The organism is Methylobacterium tardum (assembly GCF_023546765.1).
GTDB lineage: Bacteria > Pseudomonadota > Alphaproteobacteria > Rhizobiales > Beijerinckiaceae > Methylobacterium > Methylobacterium tardum.
In genome coordinates, this window is sequence record NZ_CP097484.1 from 4,211,048 (window position 1) to 4,225,832 (window position 14,785).

Annotated in this window: 13 protein-coding genes, 1 tRNA gene and 1 pseudogene; 9 read left to right on the forward strand and 6 right to left on the reverse strand. The window is 67.2% G+C overall.

Annotation, left to right across the window (positions count from 1 at the left end; translation table 11 throughout):
• Positions 1 to 85 precede the first annotated feature (85 nt).
• Positions 86 to 337 (forward strand): annotated as a pseudogene (locus M6G65_RS34045) (Wzz/FepE/Etk N-terminal domain-containing protein); the annotation flags it as partial.
• Here the strand turns inward: M6G65_RS34045 and M6G65_RS20080 are convergent.
• Entirely contained in the window at positions 235 to 483 is a 249-nt protein-coding gene (locus M6G65_RS20080) for a hypothetical protein (RefSeq protein WP_250102780.1), read from the reverse strand. The pseudogene M6G65_RS34045 and the gene M6G65_RS20080 sit on opposite strands and share 103 nt — an antisense overlap.
• A 128-nt stretch (positions 484 to 611) precedes the next feature.
• Between M6G65_RS20080 and M6G65_RS20085 the strand changes: the two genes are divergently transcribed.
• The 8 genes from M6G65_RS20085 to M6G65_RS20120 all read left to right on the forward strand — a co-directional run bounded on the left by M6G65_RS20085 (position 612) and on the right by M6G65_RS20120 (position 8,416).
• Positions 612 to 1,388 carry a GumC domain-containing protein gene (locus M6G65_RS20085; protein ID WP_250102781.1) on the forward strand — a complete coding sequence of 259 codons (777 nt, stop codon included), beginning with the start codon at positions 612 to 614 and terminating at the stop codon, positions 1,386 to 1,388.
• Positions 1,385 to 2,467 carry a nucleotide-binding protein gene (locus M6G65_RS20090; protein ID WP_250102782.1) on the forward strand — a complete coding sequence of 361 codons (1,083 nt, stop codon included), beginning with the start codon at positions 1,385 to 1,387 and terminating at the stop codon, positions 2,465 to 2,467. Before M6G65_RS20085 ends, M6G65_RS20090 begins: the two co-directional genes overlap by 4 nt.
• Positions 2,464 to 3,639: an acyltransferase family protein gene (locus tag M6G65_RS20095; RefSeq protein ID WP_238196806.1), complete on the forward strand. Its 1,176-nt coding sequence runs from the start codon at positions 2,464 to 2,466 to the stop codon at positions 3,637 to 3,639. Before M6G65_RS20090 ends, M6G65_RS20095 begins: the two co-directional genes overlap by 4 nt.
• 59 nt (positions 3,640 to 3,698) lie before the next feature.
• Positions 3,699 to 5,180 carry a polysaccharide biosynthesis/export family protein gene (locus M6G65_RS20100; protein ID WP_238196805.1) on the forward strand — a complete coding sequence of 494 codons (1,482 nt, stop codon included), beginning with the start codon at positions 3,699 to 3,701 and terminating at the stop codon, positions 5,178 to 5,180.
• Positions 5,177 to 6,448, forward strand: a complete 1,272-nt coding sequence (locus M6G65_RS20105) for an O-antigen ligase family protein (protein WP_238196804.1) — start codon at positions 5,177 to 5,179, stop codon at positions 6,446 to 6,448. The genes M6G65_RS20100 and M6G65_RS20105 overlap by 4 nt, the downstream gene beginning before the upstream one ends.
• 63 nt (positions 6,449 to 6,511) lie before the next feature.
• A complete protein-coding gene (locus M6G65_RS20110; protein ID WP_238196803.1) occupies positions 6,512 to 7,843 on the forward strand; it encodes a UDP-glucose dehydrogenase family protein in 1,332 nt (443 codons plus the stop codon).
• Between the two features lie 4 nt (positions 7,844 to 7,847).
• Positions 7,848 to 8,147, forward strand: a complete 300-nt coding sequence (locus M6G65_RS20115; protein ID WP_238196802.1) for a hypothetical protein — start codon at positions 7,848 to 7,850, stop codon at positions 8,145 to 8,147.
• Between the two features lie 192 nt (positions 8,148 to 8,339).
• Positions 8,340 to 8,416 (forward strand) — tRNA-Pro (locus tag M6G65_RS20120).
• A gap of 114 nt (positions 8,417 to 8,530) precedes the next feature.
• Here M6G65_RS20120 and gmtX read toward each other — a convergent pair.
• The 5 genes from gmtX to M6G65_RS20150 all read right to left on the reverse strand — a co-directional run bounded on the left by gmtX (position 8,531) and on the right by M6G65_RS20150 (position 14,062).
• Positions 8,531 to 9,271 (reverse strand): gamma-mobile-trio protein GmtX, encoded by a 741-nt coding sequence (gene gmtX, locus M6G65_RS20125; RefSeq protein ID WP_250102783.1) that lies wholly within the window; start codon positions 9,269 to 9,271, stop codon positions 8,531 to 8,533.
• A gap of 9 nt (positions 9,272 to 9,280) precedes the next feature.
• Positions 9,281 to 9,568: an ATP-binding domain-containing protein gene (locus M6G65_RS20130; protein WP_250102784.1), complete on the reverse strand. Its 288-nt coding sequence runs from the start codon at positions 9,566 to 9,568 to the stop codon at positions 9,281 to 9,283.
• A complete protein-coding gene (locus tag M6G65_RS20135; RefSeq protein WP_347710502.1) occupies positions 9,552 to 10,652 on the reverse strand; it encodes an ATP-dependent DNA helicase in 1,101 nt (366 codons plus the stop codon). Before M6G65_RS20135 ends, M6G65_RS20130 begins: the two co-directional genes overlap by 17 nt.
• Positions 10,653 to 11,558: 906 nt before the next feature.
• The gene (locus M6G65_RS20145; RefSeq protein ID WP_238196800.1) at positions 11,559 to 12,065 is read right to left on the reverse strand and encodes a hypothetical protein; all 507 of its coding nucleotides are present in this window, start codon (positions 12,063 to 12,065) and stop codon (positions 11,559 to 11,561) included.
• Between the two features lie 26 nt (positions 12,066 to 12,091).
• A complete protein-coding gene (locus tag M6G65_RS20150; RefSeq protein ID WP_430929502.1) occupies positions 12,092 to 14,062 on the reverse strand; it encodes a VPA1269 family protein in 1,971 nt (656 codons plus the stop codon).
• Between the last annotated feature and the right edge of the window lie 723 nt (positions 14,063 to 14,785).

The window sequence follows — 14,785 nt, forward strand, 5'->3', positions numbered from 1 at the left end:
GCACTTCCGAGCCGCGGAATGTTCGCGCCCCGCTGCTTAAAGCGGTGTTCCACGAGCAAGCGCGCCCAGAGAATCCCTGATGGCCATGCACGTAGAGCCGGTTGAATTTTCAGGCCGGCAGTTCAACCTGCTTGAACTGTCCCGTATTCTTCGGCGGCACTGGCGAGTTCTCGCGCTGGCCATCATCCTCTGCACGGGCGCCGGTGTCGCCTACGCCTTGCTTGCCGCGCCGGTCTACCAATCCACCGCGCGGATGCTCATCGACACGCGGCGGGCGCAGCTGTTCTCGCCGCAGCAATCGGTCGTCTCAAGCGACACTTTCGACGCCGCCTCGGTGGAGAGCCAAGTCGAAGTGATCCGCTCCGAGAACTTGGCGCGATCGGTGATCCGCGACCTCAAGCTCCTCGACGATCCCGACTTCATGCCGAAATCCTCGGGTCTCGGCAGCATGATCATGGCGCGGATCGCGCGCCTGCTCGGCAACGAGTCGCATCCCACCGCGGAGGATCGCGTCCGCGAAGCCCTGAGCCGCTTCGGGAACAACCTGAAGATCAACCGCCTCGGCATCACCTACGTCATCGAGATCAGCTTCTCCGCGCGGACGCCGCAGCTTGCGGCGCGCATCGCCAACGGCGTGGCGGCCGGGTACATCGCGGGCGAGCTCGACGCCAAGCGCGAGACGACGCGGCGAGCCACCGTCTGGCTCCAGGATCGAGATCTCGGAACTGCGCGAGCAGACCTTCGCGGCGGACCGGGCGGTCCAGTCGTTCAAGGCGGACAACAATCTCGTCACGATCGGGCGCAGCCTGATCAGCGATCAGCAGCTCGCCGAACTCAGCACGCAGCTCACCACCGCGCGCGGTCTGACCGCCGAGACGCATGTGCGGCTCGAATGGGCGCAACGGGCGCTCAAGGACGGGATGCCCGACGCCACGACGATCGACAGCCTGAAGAGCGATGTCCTCGGCCGCCTGCGCCAGCAGATCGTCGACCTGACGGCGCGCGAGCAGGATTGGTCCCGGCGCTTCGGCCGCGACAATTCCGCGTCTGAGAGCCTGCGCACGTCGCTCAAGCAGGCCCAGCGCGCCTTCGAGGACGAGCTCCGGCGGCTCGCCGAGGTCTATCGCGGCGAGTTCGAGGTGGCGAAGGCGCGCGAGGAGGCGATCCAGACCAATCTGGGCCACATGCTCAAGGTGTCGGCCGACACGGACCTCAAGGCGGTCGGGTTGCGGGAGCTGGAGAGCTCGGCCCAGAGCTACAAGGGCCTTTACGACAGCATGCTGACGAAGTTCATGGAGGCCAGCCAGCAGGCGCTGCTGCCGACCACGGACGCCCGGATCATCACGGCCGCCTTTCCCCCTCCGGCAAATCCGAGCCGCGGACCATGATCGTCCTGGCCGTGTCGGGCGTGCTGGGTCTGATGGCGGGTCTCGGGGTCGCCTTCCTGCGGGAGGCCACGGACCGGGTGGTCCGCCGTCCGGATCAGATCGAGGCCGCCACCGGGGCCGAGTGCCTCGGCCTGCTGACCGAAATCCCGGCCGGGAAGGCCCTGCCCCTGCCGGCGGTCACCTGCACGGGCGAGCGCCAGATCCGCTGCACCACGCTGATCGAGCGCTACTCGGTGATCGAGCCGACCTCGCTGTTCACCGAGACGCTGCGCTCGATCCGGGTCGCGATCGACGTGGAATCCGGCGACCAGGCACAGATCATCGGCATTACCTCCACGCTGCCCGGCGAGGGCAAGAGCACGATCGCGCTCAACCTCGCCCGGCTGATCGCCCATGGCGGACATCGCGTCCTGCTGATCGACGGCGATCTGCGCCGCCGTGCGCTCACCCTCGGCGTCAGCGAGGCCGGCGCCCCGGCCCTGGTCGAGGTGCTTCGCGGCGAGGTGCCCGTCTCGGACGTGCTCTGGCAGTGCCCCGACACGGGGATGCATTTCCTTCCGGTCGGCGCCTACGAGGGCGGCCGGCACATGGCCGAGCTGATCCCGGCCTCGGGCCTGGCGCAAGTGCTGTCCTGGACGCGCGAGGCGTTCGACTACGTCCTGATCGACCTGCCGCCGCTCGTGCCGGTGGTCGACGTGCGCGCGGCCAACCGGCTGATCGATCGGTTCGTGCTGGTCGCGGAATGGGGGCAGACGACACAGGACGTGATCCGCACCGAACTCGCCGCGAATCGCGTCATCCGCGACAAGCTCCTGGGTGTCGTCCTCAACCGCATCGACCCCCGCTTCCTCAAGCAGATCGACGCGAATCGCGGCAGCCGATACGGCACCTACCTGCAGCCTTCCCAGCCTGAGCTTGCGGCCCAGGCTGTCCCGACATGGCGCAACGCGATCCCGCGGATGCTCGCTTCGCTGCGCCGCGGCCGGTCGGCGCCGCGGCGTCGCGAGCAGCGCGGCGGTGCCGGACAGGCCCCGCCCGCGCAGGCCAGTTCCACCCGGCACGGCGGCGAGGCCTCATGACCCCGTCGCCCGTCTCACAGCGTCCGGCGGCCAGCCCGTACGGTGACCGGTCGTCCGATGCAGCGCGGCTCGACGCCTTCAAAGGTCTTTTCATCGCGCTCATCGTGGCCGGGCACAACCACACCTTCGAAGCCGTCGCCGGCGAGGCGCGGGGCGGCCTCTATCTGGTCCACGTGGCGATGTTCCTGCTGCTGCCGTTCCTCCGGCCGCGGAGCGAATGGAGCCGCCTCGGCTGGGCCGACGGCCTGGTCCGCTACGGCTGGCCGATGGTGGTCTTCTGCACCCTTTACGCGGGCCTGTTCGCCCTCTTCAGCGGCCGAAGCCCGGGCGAGGCCGTCCTCGACGTCCCCTACGCTGCCTTGGCGATGAGCGCGCCGGCTTTCGAGCGGGTCACCGGCCTGCAGATTCTCTGGTTCCTGCCGGCCCTGATCGGCCTGCGCTTCGCCCTGAAGCTTCTCGGTGCCGCGGCGATGCCGTCCCTGCGCCTGCTGCTTGTCCTGGCGTTCGCCGCGCACCTGTTTGTCGGACTGCTGCCCCAGGCCTGGCTCCAGGTCACGCCGCTCGGCTGGCCGATCGTCGCCTATATGCTCTTTCCCGGTCTCGTTGCGCACGCGCTTCAGAGCGGCGGGTTCCGCATCCCCCTCCGGCAGGTCGGGCCGGCGCTGCTCGTCGCAATCCTCCTCGCCGTGCTCTACCGCCATGCGGGAGCCGTCTTCGGCGCGTCGCCCTCGGCGCCGCTGTTCTCGCTGGGCAAGCTGGAAGTCCCCTCGATCGCCGAACCGGTCCGGCTGCTCGCGGCGGATGCCGCGCAGCTGATCGTCCTGTTCTCGGGCCTGACCCTGTGCGGGCTCGCGGCGATGCAGATCATCTTCGCGGATCTCGGCCGGCACTCTCTCGAGATCTACCTGTTCCACCAGCCGATCTACATTGCGCTGCTCACCGCGAGCCGGAAGCTCGGCATTGCCGCCGGCGATATCGGCATGGGGCTGGTGCTGTTCGCGCTCACCCTGGCGCTCGCCTTCGCGATGGCCCGCCTCCTGGCCGGCTTCCCCCGGCTGCGGCGCCTGCTGTTTCCGCATGGCGCCCCGGACCTGCGGCGGCTGTCGGCGCCGCGGGTCGGCGCGGCCGTGCCGATCCGCGCCCGCGCGTCCGACACGCCGGCCGGTCGATGAGAGCGACGATGCCCGGAATCATCGCGGCGGACGCCGCACTCCAGACGAGGACAGCAAGCATGCGACAGCGCAGCGCGAGACGGCTCGGCCTGACGGTTGTGCTCGCGACCCTGTTGGTCTCCGGGCAGAGCGCGGCCGACCCAGCGGCCGCGCCGACGCGGCCAGGCGTCAACGCGGCGGCGGCCCACCGGATGGAGCCCGGTGACGTTCTCGAGATCAACGTCGTCGGCACGGCCGACCTGAAACAGCGCGTGGTGGTCGGGCTCGACGGCGACGTCCAGCTCAACCTGGCGGGATCGGTCCCGGCGGCGGGCCTGACCCTGCAGGAGCTGCGCGGGCAGATCTGCACGGCGCTGTCGCGGAAGGTGCTCAAGCAGCGCACGCTCGACGGACGGGACACGGTGCAGACGATCGAGCCCGACGATGTGACTGTCACGATCGCGGAGTATCGCCCGATCTACATCAGCGGCGACGTGGCGCGTCCCGGCGAGATCCCGTTCCGCCCGGGCATCCTGGTGGGCCAGGCCATCACCCTGGCCGGCGGCTACGACATCATGCGGTTCCGGCTCAGCAATCCGTTCCTCGATACCGCCGACATGAAGAGCGACTACGACACGCTCTGGATGGATCTGGTGCGCGAGCAGAGCCGCATCGCGCGCCTGGAGGCCGAGCTGAAGGGGCAGGCCGATCTGGGCGGCTTCGACATCCGCGGCACGCCCCTGCGTCCCGCAGCCGTGCAGCAGATCATCCGCCTCGAGGCGGACCAGATGAAGGTCCGCAATGCCGACTACCAGAAAGAGCGCGACTTCTTCGAGCGTGCCATCGCGCAGTCCGACAACAACCTGGCCGTCCTGACGGAGCAGCAGAAGAACGAGAAGGAGGGGGCAGACCTCGACACCTCCGATTACGAGCGGATCCGCGAGCTGTTCCAGCGCGGAGCGGTGCCGATCACCCGGCTGACCGATGCACGGCGCTCCATGCTGCTCTCCTCCACCCGCGCGCTCCAGACGCAGAACCAGATCGAGCAGGTGAAGAAGGAGCGCGAGGATGCCCGGCGCAACCTCCAGCGGACGTCCGACAAGCGCCAGATGGACCTGACGCAGGATCTCCAGAATTCGGTCTCCAAGATCGCGGCGCTGCGCAACAAGCTGGAGGCCGTCGGGGACAAGCTGGTCTATACTGGCCTCGTCAAGTCGCAGCTCGTCCGCGGCAGGGGCGGAGAGCCCGATCTCAAGATCTCGCGGCGCAGCCCGACGGGGCGGGTGCGCCGCCCGGCCCGGGACGATACCGAACTCCTGCCCGGCGACGTGCTCGAAGTGTCGCTGGAAGCCGAGCTGGTCCCGCCCGTCCCCCCTCAGGCGAACTTCTCCAATGACAGGGCGGCTCCGCAGGCCGATCAGCCCGCGGCGCATGCCGAGCAGAGGGACGGCGCCCGCGGCGCCACCGTGGCCGCCAACGAGCCGGGCCGGTCGCCCGTCCGGGCGAGCCCGGACCGCAAGCCGCCGGGCGAGCGCGGCGCCGGCAGCGGAGCCGCCCGGTGACGGCACCGTCCCTGACGGAGCGCGCCGTGGCGACCGGCCTCGTGCTGGCGCTCGCCGGGCTCTTCAGCGGGCTCACGGCCAACACGCCGCTGGGCAGCCTGAAGCCGTTCGACATCCTGATCATGCTGATCACGGTGCCCTGCCTCGCGAGCAAGAGCCTGGCGGACTTCAAGATCAGCACGGGCCTGCTCCTGATGATCGTCTTCTATCTTGTCTGCACGGTGCCGAGCTGCCTGGAGAACGACTTCCTCTATGGCCTGCGCCGGGCGATCCAGGTCATGATCCTCGTGTCGTTCGGGGTCGTGCTGTTGAACGTGAACCCCGCCGCGTTCACGCGCCGGCACTACGTCCTCGCCCTCGCCGTCATGGCCTGCATCGTCGCCGTCAACGTCGTGTGGCACGTGGCGAATGGCTATCTCACCGATTGGAAGCGGCTCGGGGACCCGAAGTCACTGTTCATCTTCCTGCCGGCCTGCGTCGGCGTCGGGATCGTGCTCAAGGTCCTCCCGCGCAACGCGCTCACGGCCGCGATCTGGGCGCTCCTGTGCGTGCTCATCCTGATGTCGGGCGAGCGCAAGGCGCTTCCGGCCTTCTTCCTGATCAGCCTGGCCGTCTACCTCGACCTGAACAGCCTGCGCGGCTTCGCGCTGGCGGTCGTCGCCGGCCTCGTCGTCGTCATCGCCGGCGATATCGTGCTCGACGGCTACGTCTTCCGCCGCATCGAGAGCATCTTCGCGGGCTCAGATGCGCGCAACGATCCGCTCTACATCCTCCAGGGCGGGATCCCCGCCTCCCTGAGCGATGCCCAGCGGAAGCTCGGCATCCAGGTCGCGACCCAGCTGTTCCACGACAATCCGATCTTCGGCTCCGGGATGGAATCGACTGTGAATTATGCGCGAAGCCATTTCTCGAACTATCCGAAGTTCCTCACCGGCGTGGCGCACAACGAATTCTGGAGAGTACTGGCTGAGCACGGCATCTTCGGCATGACATTTATGCTGATACCGATGCTGAGAACACTCTATCTGACGGCGATGGACAGCATCACCCTGTACCGCCTGAACGGGCAGACCACCTACCCGCGCTGCATGCTCATCATCCTAGTCCCGATCGCGGCCTACATGTGGTCCGAAGGGTCGGGCGTCGAGATGTTCGCGCTGATCATGCTCGTCGCGCTCCTGCCCGACCTCATGCCGGGGATCGCGGCGCGGGCCCAGGCGCGCACCCGGCCGGAATCCCGTCGCACGCTCGTCGCCTTGCCCGCCTGATCGGATCAAGACGCCGCGTCGCCAACCCGTCGCTCAGACCCGGTTTCAACCAAGGAGATCCAGATGAGAATCACGATCGTCGGCTCAGGCTATGTCGGGCTCGTCTCCGGCGCGTGCTTCGCGGATTTCGGCCATAGCGTCGTCTGCGTCGACAAGGATGCCGACAAGATCGCCGCGCTCAAGGCCGGCCGCATGCCGATCTACGAGCCGGGCCTCGACGCGCTGGTCGCAGAGAACGTGCGGCAGGAGCGCCTGATCTTCACCACCGACCTGGCTGCCGCGGCCTCGGACGCCGATGCGGTGTTCATCGCGGTGGGCACGCCCTCGCGGCGCGGAGACGGCTTCGCCGACCTGAGCTTCGTCCACGCGGTCGCCCGGGAAATCGCCCCGGCGCTGCGCGGCTATACGGTGGTCTGCACCAAGTCGACGGTTCCGGTGGGGACGGGCGACGAGGTCGAGCGGATCATCCGGGAGGTCAACCCGGCCGCGGAGGTCTCGGTGGCGTCCAACCCCGAGTTCCTGCGCGAGGGCGCGGCGATCGCCGACTTCAAGCGGCCCGACCGGATCGTGGTCGGCACCCAGGATGCCCGCGCCGAGGCGGTGATGCGCGAGGTCTACCGGCCGCTCTACCTCAACCAGGCGCCGATCCTGGTCACCGACCGGCGCACCGCCGAACTGACCAAGTACGCCGCCAACGCGTTCCTGGCCGCCAAGATCACCTTCATCAACGAGGTCGCCGACCTGTGCGAGGCGGTCGGGGCCGACGTCCAGCAGGTCGCGCGCGGCATCGGCCTGGACAAGCGCATCGGCCCGAAGTTCCTGCATGCCGGGCCGGGCTACGGCGGCTCGTGCTTTCCCAAGGACACGCTGGCGCTGGTCAAGACCGCCCAGGATGCCGGCACGCCGCTGCGGCTGGTCGAGACCGTGGTGGCGGTCAACGACCAGAGGAAGCGCGCCATGGCCCGCAAGGTGATCAAGGCCTGCGGCGGCTCGGTGCGGGGCAAGACGGTGGCGCTGCTCGGGCTGACGTTCAAGCCCGACACCGACGACATGCGCGACGCGCCCTCGCTGGCGATCGTGGCCGGGCTGCAGGATGCCGGCGCGCGGATCGTGGCCTACGATCCGGAGGGCATGGCCCACGCCCGCACGCTGATGCCGGAGGTGACCTACGCCGAGGATGCGTATGCCTGCGCCGAGGGCGCCGACGCCCTGGTCATCGTCACCGAGTGGAACGCCTTCCGGGCGCTCGATCTCGGTCGCCTCGCCCGGATCATGAACGCGCCGGTCATGGTCGATCTGCGCAACATCTACCGCTCTCAGGATGTCCGCGCGAAGGGCTTTTCCTACCGGGGCATTGGGACCGATCCCGGCCTGTCCCAGGCGGACAAGGCGTAGGACCGTGCCGGAGCCGGCCGCGACGGTCGTCGAGGGACGGACCGCCCGGGCGCAGCCCCGCGCCCGGTGGACGGGATGGCGCGATGCCGCAGGCGTCCCGCCGACCGGCGCGGATCTGCGGCGCGGGGTGGCCGGCTGGCTCTTCCTCATCGGCTTCGCGCTCATCGTGATCGGCATGGCGCTGGCCCGCTGGGACGTGCGGCCGGGACACGAGGGCGTTCGGCCTCTGCCCGGCAACCAAGCGCCGGGTCTGCTCGGTCGGGTCGCGTCGGGGCCTCCACCTCCGGAGCGGCGGCCCGGTTGACGCGCCGGACCGTCTCGGCCGCCTTGCGGGCCGGCGGCCGAGACGCTAGGGATCTGAACCCCTCGCCGGGGTGTCGGGGTGTGGCGCAGTCTGGTAGCGCACCTGGTTCGGGACTTATACCCCCCGACAGGGGTACTATGTATTTAGATACAAGCGGTTAGGGGTGTGATACCTCATATCGAGTGGTAACATCGGGGCGTAGCTCAGCCTGGTAGAGCGGATGGTTTGGGACCATCAGGTCGCACGTTCGAGTCGTGTCGCCCCGACCAATTTTTAGTTCGAGTACCCTGCTTGAGAATGGGTACGCCCGTTTTGAGCCTGTGCCGCCTTGGGTCCACCAACCACAGACCAGCGATTACTAGGGCCTTGCTCAGAGTTCTCGGCTAGCTAGTGTGGGACAAGACCTGACGAAGAGCCTCGGCGAAGCCTGGGCGAGCAATCTCGATGTCAAACGCATCGACCAACGCACCATGCTCGTTCGTACGCCATTTCTTTGTAGTCATATTTGCCTCGCTGACGAAGTGCTCAATGGCATCGCGGCGCGACCTCGACATCTTCGTCATCCCCGCCGCGGTCGCAGGTAGCCCCTGTGCCGACGTGCTGAGCACCGTCGGGATAGGAGGTGCCTCCCGCGCGATCTGGTTCTTGAGAAGGTTCACCTGATTCCGGAGGCTCGCGCAGTCATGGAGGAGCAGCCGAACCTGATTTCGTGCCGACGTATCGTTTATGGCTGCTAGGAGAGCATCATCCTTGTCGACGGGCACCGGCAGAGCCTTCGGTTTCTCGACCTCTCCCTCGAATAGTTCGATGAGCGCTCGGTAATCAGAACCGTTGGCGTTCCTGATGGTCTGAGCGGTCGGACCGCCGCAAGCCGCCGTGCGGTTGCCAACCGTCGAGACGCGGTAGTCCTGAGATCGAGCGCTCGCTTGGATGAGGAGCACCCAGGCGAGGTTTCTGAGTTGGCGGATCTTGGTGGTGCTCGACGTGCGCGAGAGGATCTCGCGGTAACGCTCCAGGGTTCGCGGGTAGCCGGCGAGGGCACCTTCGGGCTCGAAGGCGTCTGGGACTTGCTCGGCCAGCTTGATCCCCGGGGAAGGCTGCGGCAGGTGGAACTCTTCGTCCATCGTCACTTCCTAGGCTGCAGAACTCATCGGAGCTTGCTCAAGGTCGATGCGCAGATTGCTGATCCTCCTCTCGTAGGCAGGCATGCGGCCCAGGGCCGCCGCCAGATCCCCCGGCGAGCCGACGAATACGGCCTGTTCCTCTGCACGGGTGAGCGCCGTATAGATCCAAGTCGGATCGACCCAGGTGCTGTCACTGAGGGGGATCACGACACGGCGCGCTTGGCTGCCCTGTGCTCGATGTGCGGTGACCGCATAACCGAGCGCCAGGTCAACGAGCCGGTCACGACCGAACGACATGTCCCGGTCGATCCCCTCGAACCGTGCCGTCAGGCCTTGACCATCCTCGTCCGACGGCGATGATCCTTCCCATGGAACCATTGCGGAGGCCCCGCTGGTAATCATTCCGTAGGTGCACGACCGGCTCGCCAGCGGCGAACCGCTGGCCTAGCCAGCCTCTGACGCCCTGCGCCTGGGTGCGCTTGACGTGCGCGTCATGGCAGCGCGTGTTCAGGCTCAGCACGGAGCCGCTCCCTCGCTCGTTCAGCGCGGCCACGACTAACAGCTCCGCGAAGGTGCCCTCCGGGTCCAGGGTCTTGATAACCTCCTCCACCGCCGCGTCGACATCCTCTCTCGCGCAGGGGAGCATGAAGACGCCCGGTGCCGCTCCCGCAAACCGCAGCAAGTCAGGCATGCTTCGGGCCCTCACGGAGGCGGCTACTGCCGGAATGCCCGACGCTTCCGATTGGCGGTGTATAGTCGTCAGCCTCGCCGTGATCCGTTCGACCTCGACCAGACGGTGGAAGCACACCCCGAAGCTGACCGGTGGCAGCTGGAACGGGTCGCCAACGAGGAGCAGCCGGCAGCCCGCCGGCATGGCTTCGAGGATCTGGTGCATCTCGCCCAGGCCGATCATTGATGCCTCGTCGAGGACGAGCAACGTGCGCACATCGAGCAGGGGCAACTCCGAGGCGGCGTCAGGCTTGACTCCAGGCGTCAACCAGTGGGTCGCGCCGTCCCGCCTCTTGCGAAGCCCGAGCAGGAGGCGATGGATTGTGAGGGCCGGCCGGCAGTTCCTCCCCAAGCGTCCGGTCCCCTCGGTCAGCCGCAGGGCTGCCTTGCCGGATAACGCGGCCATCTCGACGCGGCCGCCGAGCCCCTCCCACGCCTCGACAATGGCGCGGCAGGTGCTCGTCTTGCCGGTTCCACCACCACCAACCAGCAGCTTAGGGCGTTCCCTAAGACTTTGCAGGCGGCGTCGCGCTGCTCCGGGTGCAGTGGCCTTCCTCCCGCAGTCGAGGCCGCCAAGCTCAGGTCTAGCGCCGCTGGAGCAGGCACCATGACCGGGCCCCGAGCCTCCATGTCGTGCGCCATCCTGCGGAATCGGTCCGCGATCTCATCCTCCATCAGCGAACAGCCAGGCGAGCGCCACACCTCGCCCCCGTCGACCACTGCCCGGTTCCTAACGGCAACCGCGACGACGGCCTCGGCTAGTTCGGGCGTGGGGTCGCAGCCCAGACGCTTGATGACATCGTCAATGAAGGCCGCCTTGGGTGCGGCCGTATCGCCCTTGGCCACGACGTGGCGCATCGTGGCATCCACGGCCCCGACGAGCCTTTCGGGCGCGAGATCGACATCCGCTCCATGGTTGCGGTTAGCCAGGATGCGCCGACCTACGTTGTCGACCCTCCTCCACGGAAGGACGCCGGCGAGGACGTACGGGTTAGCCTGAAGGATCTCGGGAGCCTGAGCCCCCATCAGCGATACGATGGTCCGGGCGGCCCTGGCATCCTCGATGCCTTGCTGATCCAGCCACGCCGTCGTTGTGTACTCGCCCATGAGCGTCTGCCAGCTCATGTTGATGTTGGCAGCGATGCGGGCGGCGAGATGAGGCCGGTTGGGATCGAGGGTCGCGGCGATCTCCTCGACCGGGGCTCCCCCGAAAGGACCAGACCCAAGTCGCGGCCGTAGCGCTCGGCCAAGCGGCGTGCCCTTGCGGGGCCTAGGCCCGGCAGGGTGCACAGCCAGGACACCACCAGCGCGTCCCGTGGAGGGATGCGGCGGCAGGTTGCCGAGGGCGCATGCAGCTGCCACCCGTGCGCGGCATGGCTCCGCCACCGACCGGCGATCTGCCAGGAGGCTCCGACCTCCGGCTCGACACCGTGGCCGGTCACCACGACGCGAATGACCTCGCCCTTCGCGAGGCGAAGCGAGAAGATGACGCCACTTGGAAGTTCGCTGAGTACGGACGCGACCACGCCTTCGAGCGTGGCCTCCGCTTCGGGCCCGTTCATCGGACGGGGTCCGTGCGCAGGAGGCTTCCGGTACGCTGGAGGTGCTGCAGTCTGTTCCTGAGATTGGCATTTTCGGCCTCCAAGGCCGCGTTCCGCCGCGCCATGTCCGCGAGCTGCGCCCGGGCTTCGAGGTGCCCTTCTGCCTGCCGCTTTGCCTCGGAGCGTCCCTCGGCGAGCCGCCGGCGCACCGCGCCATCCTCTGCATCCGAGAGGGCCCTGCTGCCGATAGGCTTGAGACCTTGTGCCTTCGCAACGACGTTCACCGGGCCCGACAACTCGGGCTTGGTGAAGAAGTGCTGCTGGTGGCTTTCCAGCACTCGGGCCCCCCGGCCGACAACCTCCACCTCGGCAGCTTCGCGGTCGATGAGATCGCGGACGAGCTGCCGCACGTTGACCTTCCCGTCCGGGAGGTGAGGCAGCGTCGGGACCCGCTGGGCGGCCGGTGTCGCCTGCCATTCGGCCTCGATCGCATCGAGGTACGGCTCCAGCGCGGAGAGGATCACGGGGATGATGGAAGGCTGCGCCACGTTCAGGCTTTCAGGAGCGCCGGGCGTGCCAGTGCCGGGCGGGCACTCGGAGCCTCGATCATCACCGCGCGCTGTACAGGACGACCGATCTGCTGCTCGATCAAGGAAACCGTCTCCTCTAGCAGGCCGAGTTCCTTCAGGCGTGCCTCGCCGCTCATGAGCTGACCGATCTTGTCGCGCGACATCCGCCTCCGCAGCAGGTCGGAGGCGGCGTCGAGGGCCGCCTTGCTGACCTCGTCTGAGAGGCCGACGTAGACCGGCTCCAGCCCATTACGCATCAGCATGCGATTGAAGATCTCCTTCCGCCTTAGGTTGGCTGTCGACCAGTTGATGGAATGGTAGAAGCGCGCCGTCCGGCAGATCTCGTCGACGAGCTCGAACTCGGGCACCTCGACATAGTCGATGCCGATCCCGGCCCCCTCGGGCGCGTTGACGATGAGTGCCGGTCCCGTCGGCGTCGTGCCGTCGCCGACGGTCCCCTCACGACGTGCGATGGCCACCGCTTGCTCCACCAAGTTGTGGTAGGCGTGCATCGTTTCGGCGCAGACGTCCAGCTCGCGCATCGCGTCCTCGGCGGCGCTCGCGGCCCTGACCAGTTCCGCGTCCTGCTCCGGGCGCGGCGTGTCGCCCGCGTCCTCGGCCGCGATGCGCTCGCCCCTGAGCCTCTGCTCGATCTGGGTGCGGGAGCGCCACGCCTTCGACCACTCTGCCGCCCCGAAGCTGGCCTCGTTGAGCTTCGCGACCAGGCCCGGCAGGAACTGGTGGCCCGTGACGAAGAACCGGCAAAGGGCGCAATTGCCGACGCCTCCCCGAACTGGGCCGTAGTGCTTGCGGTCGCGCTGGTCGGCGACCGGCTCGCCTCCCTCGTGGCACCGGGTACGCCCGTTCGGGCAGATGCCGTGGTCCATCCACTGCCAGATGGCCGGCTGCGTCTTCTTCGCCGTTTCCAGACCTTGCACGGAGTTAAAAGCTGTCCGAAGCGAAAGCTCGTTGACCGATAATGCCTTGATGAACGACGCCATCTCGACTTGCGCCTGGTCGTCGATCCTGACCTTTGCGTTGCTGAGGACGTCGCTCACGTGGCCGATGTCCATTCGCGTATAGTAGAGCGTCATCAGGATGCTGGCATGACCTGCCACAAGCTTGCTGAGGATTTCGATGGGTACGCCTGCCTTCGCGAACGCCGTCAAGCCAGTCACACGCAGCGCATGCAAGTCGAAGATGGAGGTTGCAGGGACCGGCCCCGAGGGCTCCTCCCGCCAGCTATCGATGATCTGGATCTCTGACCCATCCTGGTTGCGGATGCCCCGCCTCTGGAGCTCCGTCTCCAACTCGGCGCACAGGGCCATCCAGAAGTTCCGCATCCGAGACGAGGTGACGGGCACGGCTCGCTTGTCGCTGGTTGCGTCTCGGAACAAATAGTAGCGGGCCGGCGTGCTGGCGACCACGTCGGGGCTGGCCTGGCGTGCGTCCGGCATGTTGCGATAGGGCGTGGGGGCCGTCAGTGAGTTGTAGCGAATCTGCCATTCACGCAGTTCTAGAACGAGCCGGATGACCTGCTCGTTTTCCCAAGGAATGACGTAGCCGCGATCTATCTCGCCGACACGGTCCTGGGTCTTGTTGGTGTTGACGTAAATACCAGTGAACCAGCTGGTCTGCCCCGGATCCCAGATACGGCGCAGCACGCCCTGATCCTCCTTGGAGGGGATGACGCCGAAGTCATTCGCGACCCAGGTCCGTGATGCCGCATTCAGCACCTCGCGGTCGCCCTCTCCGCTGTCCAACATCCGTATTTGGTGCGTCCGGAGTGGCAGGTAGAGCTTGAGCAGCACGAAGAAGGCGCGCACCGGGTTCCAGACGTTCGAAGTCTCCTTCGTCGTTGGATCTGCCACGCGCAGCCAGTCCGTGCCGGCGAACGTCTCCTTCGGCCAGCGGAATTGGTCGCGCGTGATGATCTCCTGGAGGATGGCCACCCAGGCCACGGGCATCGCGAGCCGGTGCGTCTGGCCGCCATAGTATGTCCGGGATGACGGGATTGCATCCTGGGGAACGGGGTTGACGACCCCCTCAAACGATAGCGGGATCCCTCCTCTTCAACCGTGCACAGGGTGTCGAGGGCGAATTCGAAGAAGGCGTGCGCCTTGGAGATCGTGTCGTTCTTCTTGTCCGCGATGTAGGTCAGGAAGCCCCCGGCCAAAGCATAGTCGGCCTTCACGAACACTACAGGATCCCGTGTCACGCCAGGGTGCAAAATTAGGAAATCCAGCAGGTGATTTCCGGTCACAATTTCTGCGCTGAGGCTCTTTCGTGCCCGGCGACTGCCGATCCAGTCCTCAAGGAGCTTGCGCCACGGTTCAACTTCGCGGTCCTTGAGCACCGACCAAGCGAAGGTTGGGTCGTTTCGGCGGGTGCTTCGCCGGCGGCGAGTGCCCTTATCATCCAACACAAGCGCGTGCTCCGCCGCCATGCGGGGCCGGAGGAACTCGTTGATGTCACCGGTGAACCCGTCCGAGCCGGCGCTTCGGTTCAGAGCGTAGATGGCCTCACGGAATGCCCAATATTTACGGTCGTCGTTCGGAGCGAATTCAGCGAAGATACGGGCGGTGTCCTCATTGATGGTGAGCTCGGGGGTGTAGGGGCCCACTGTCACCACGGCGCGGACCGCCCAACGGGAGATCAGGTCGAGGTTATTGCTA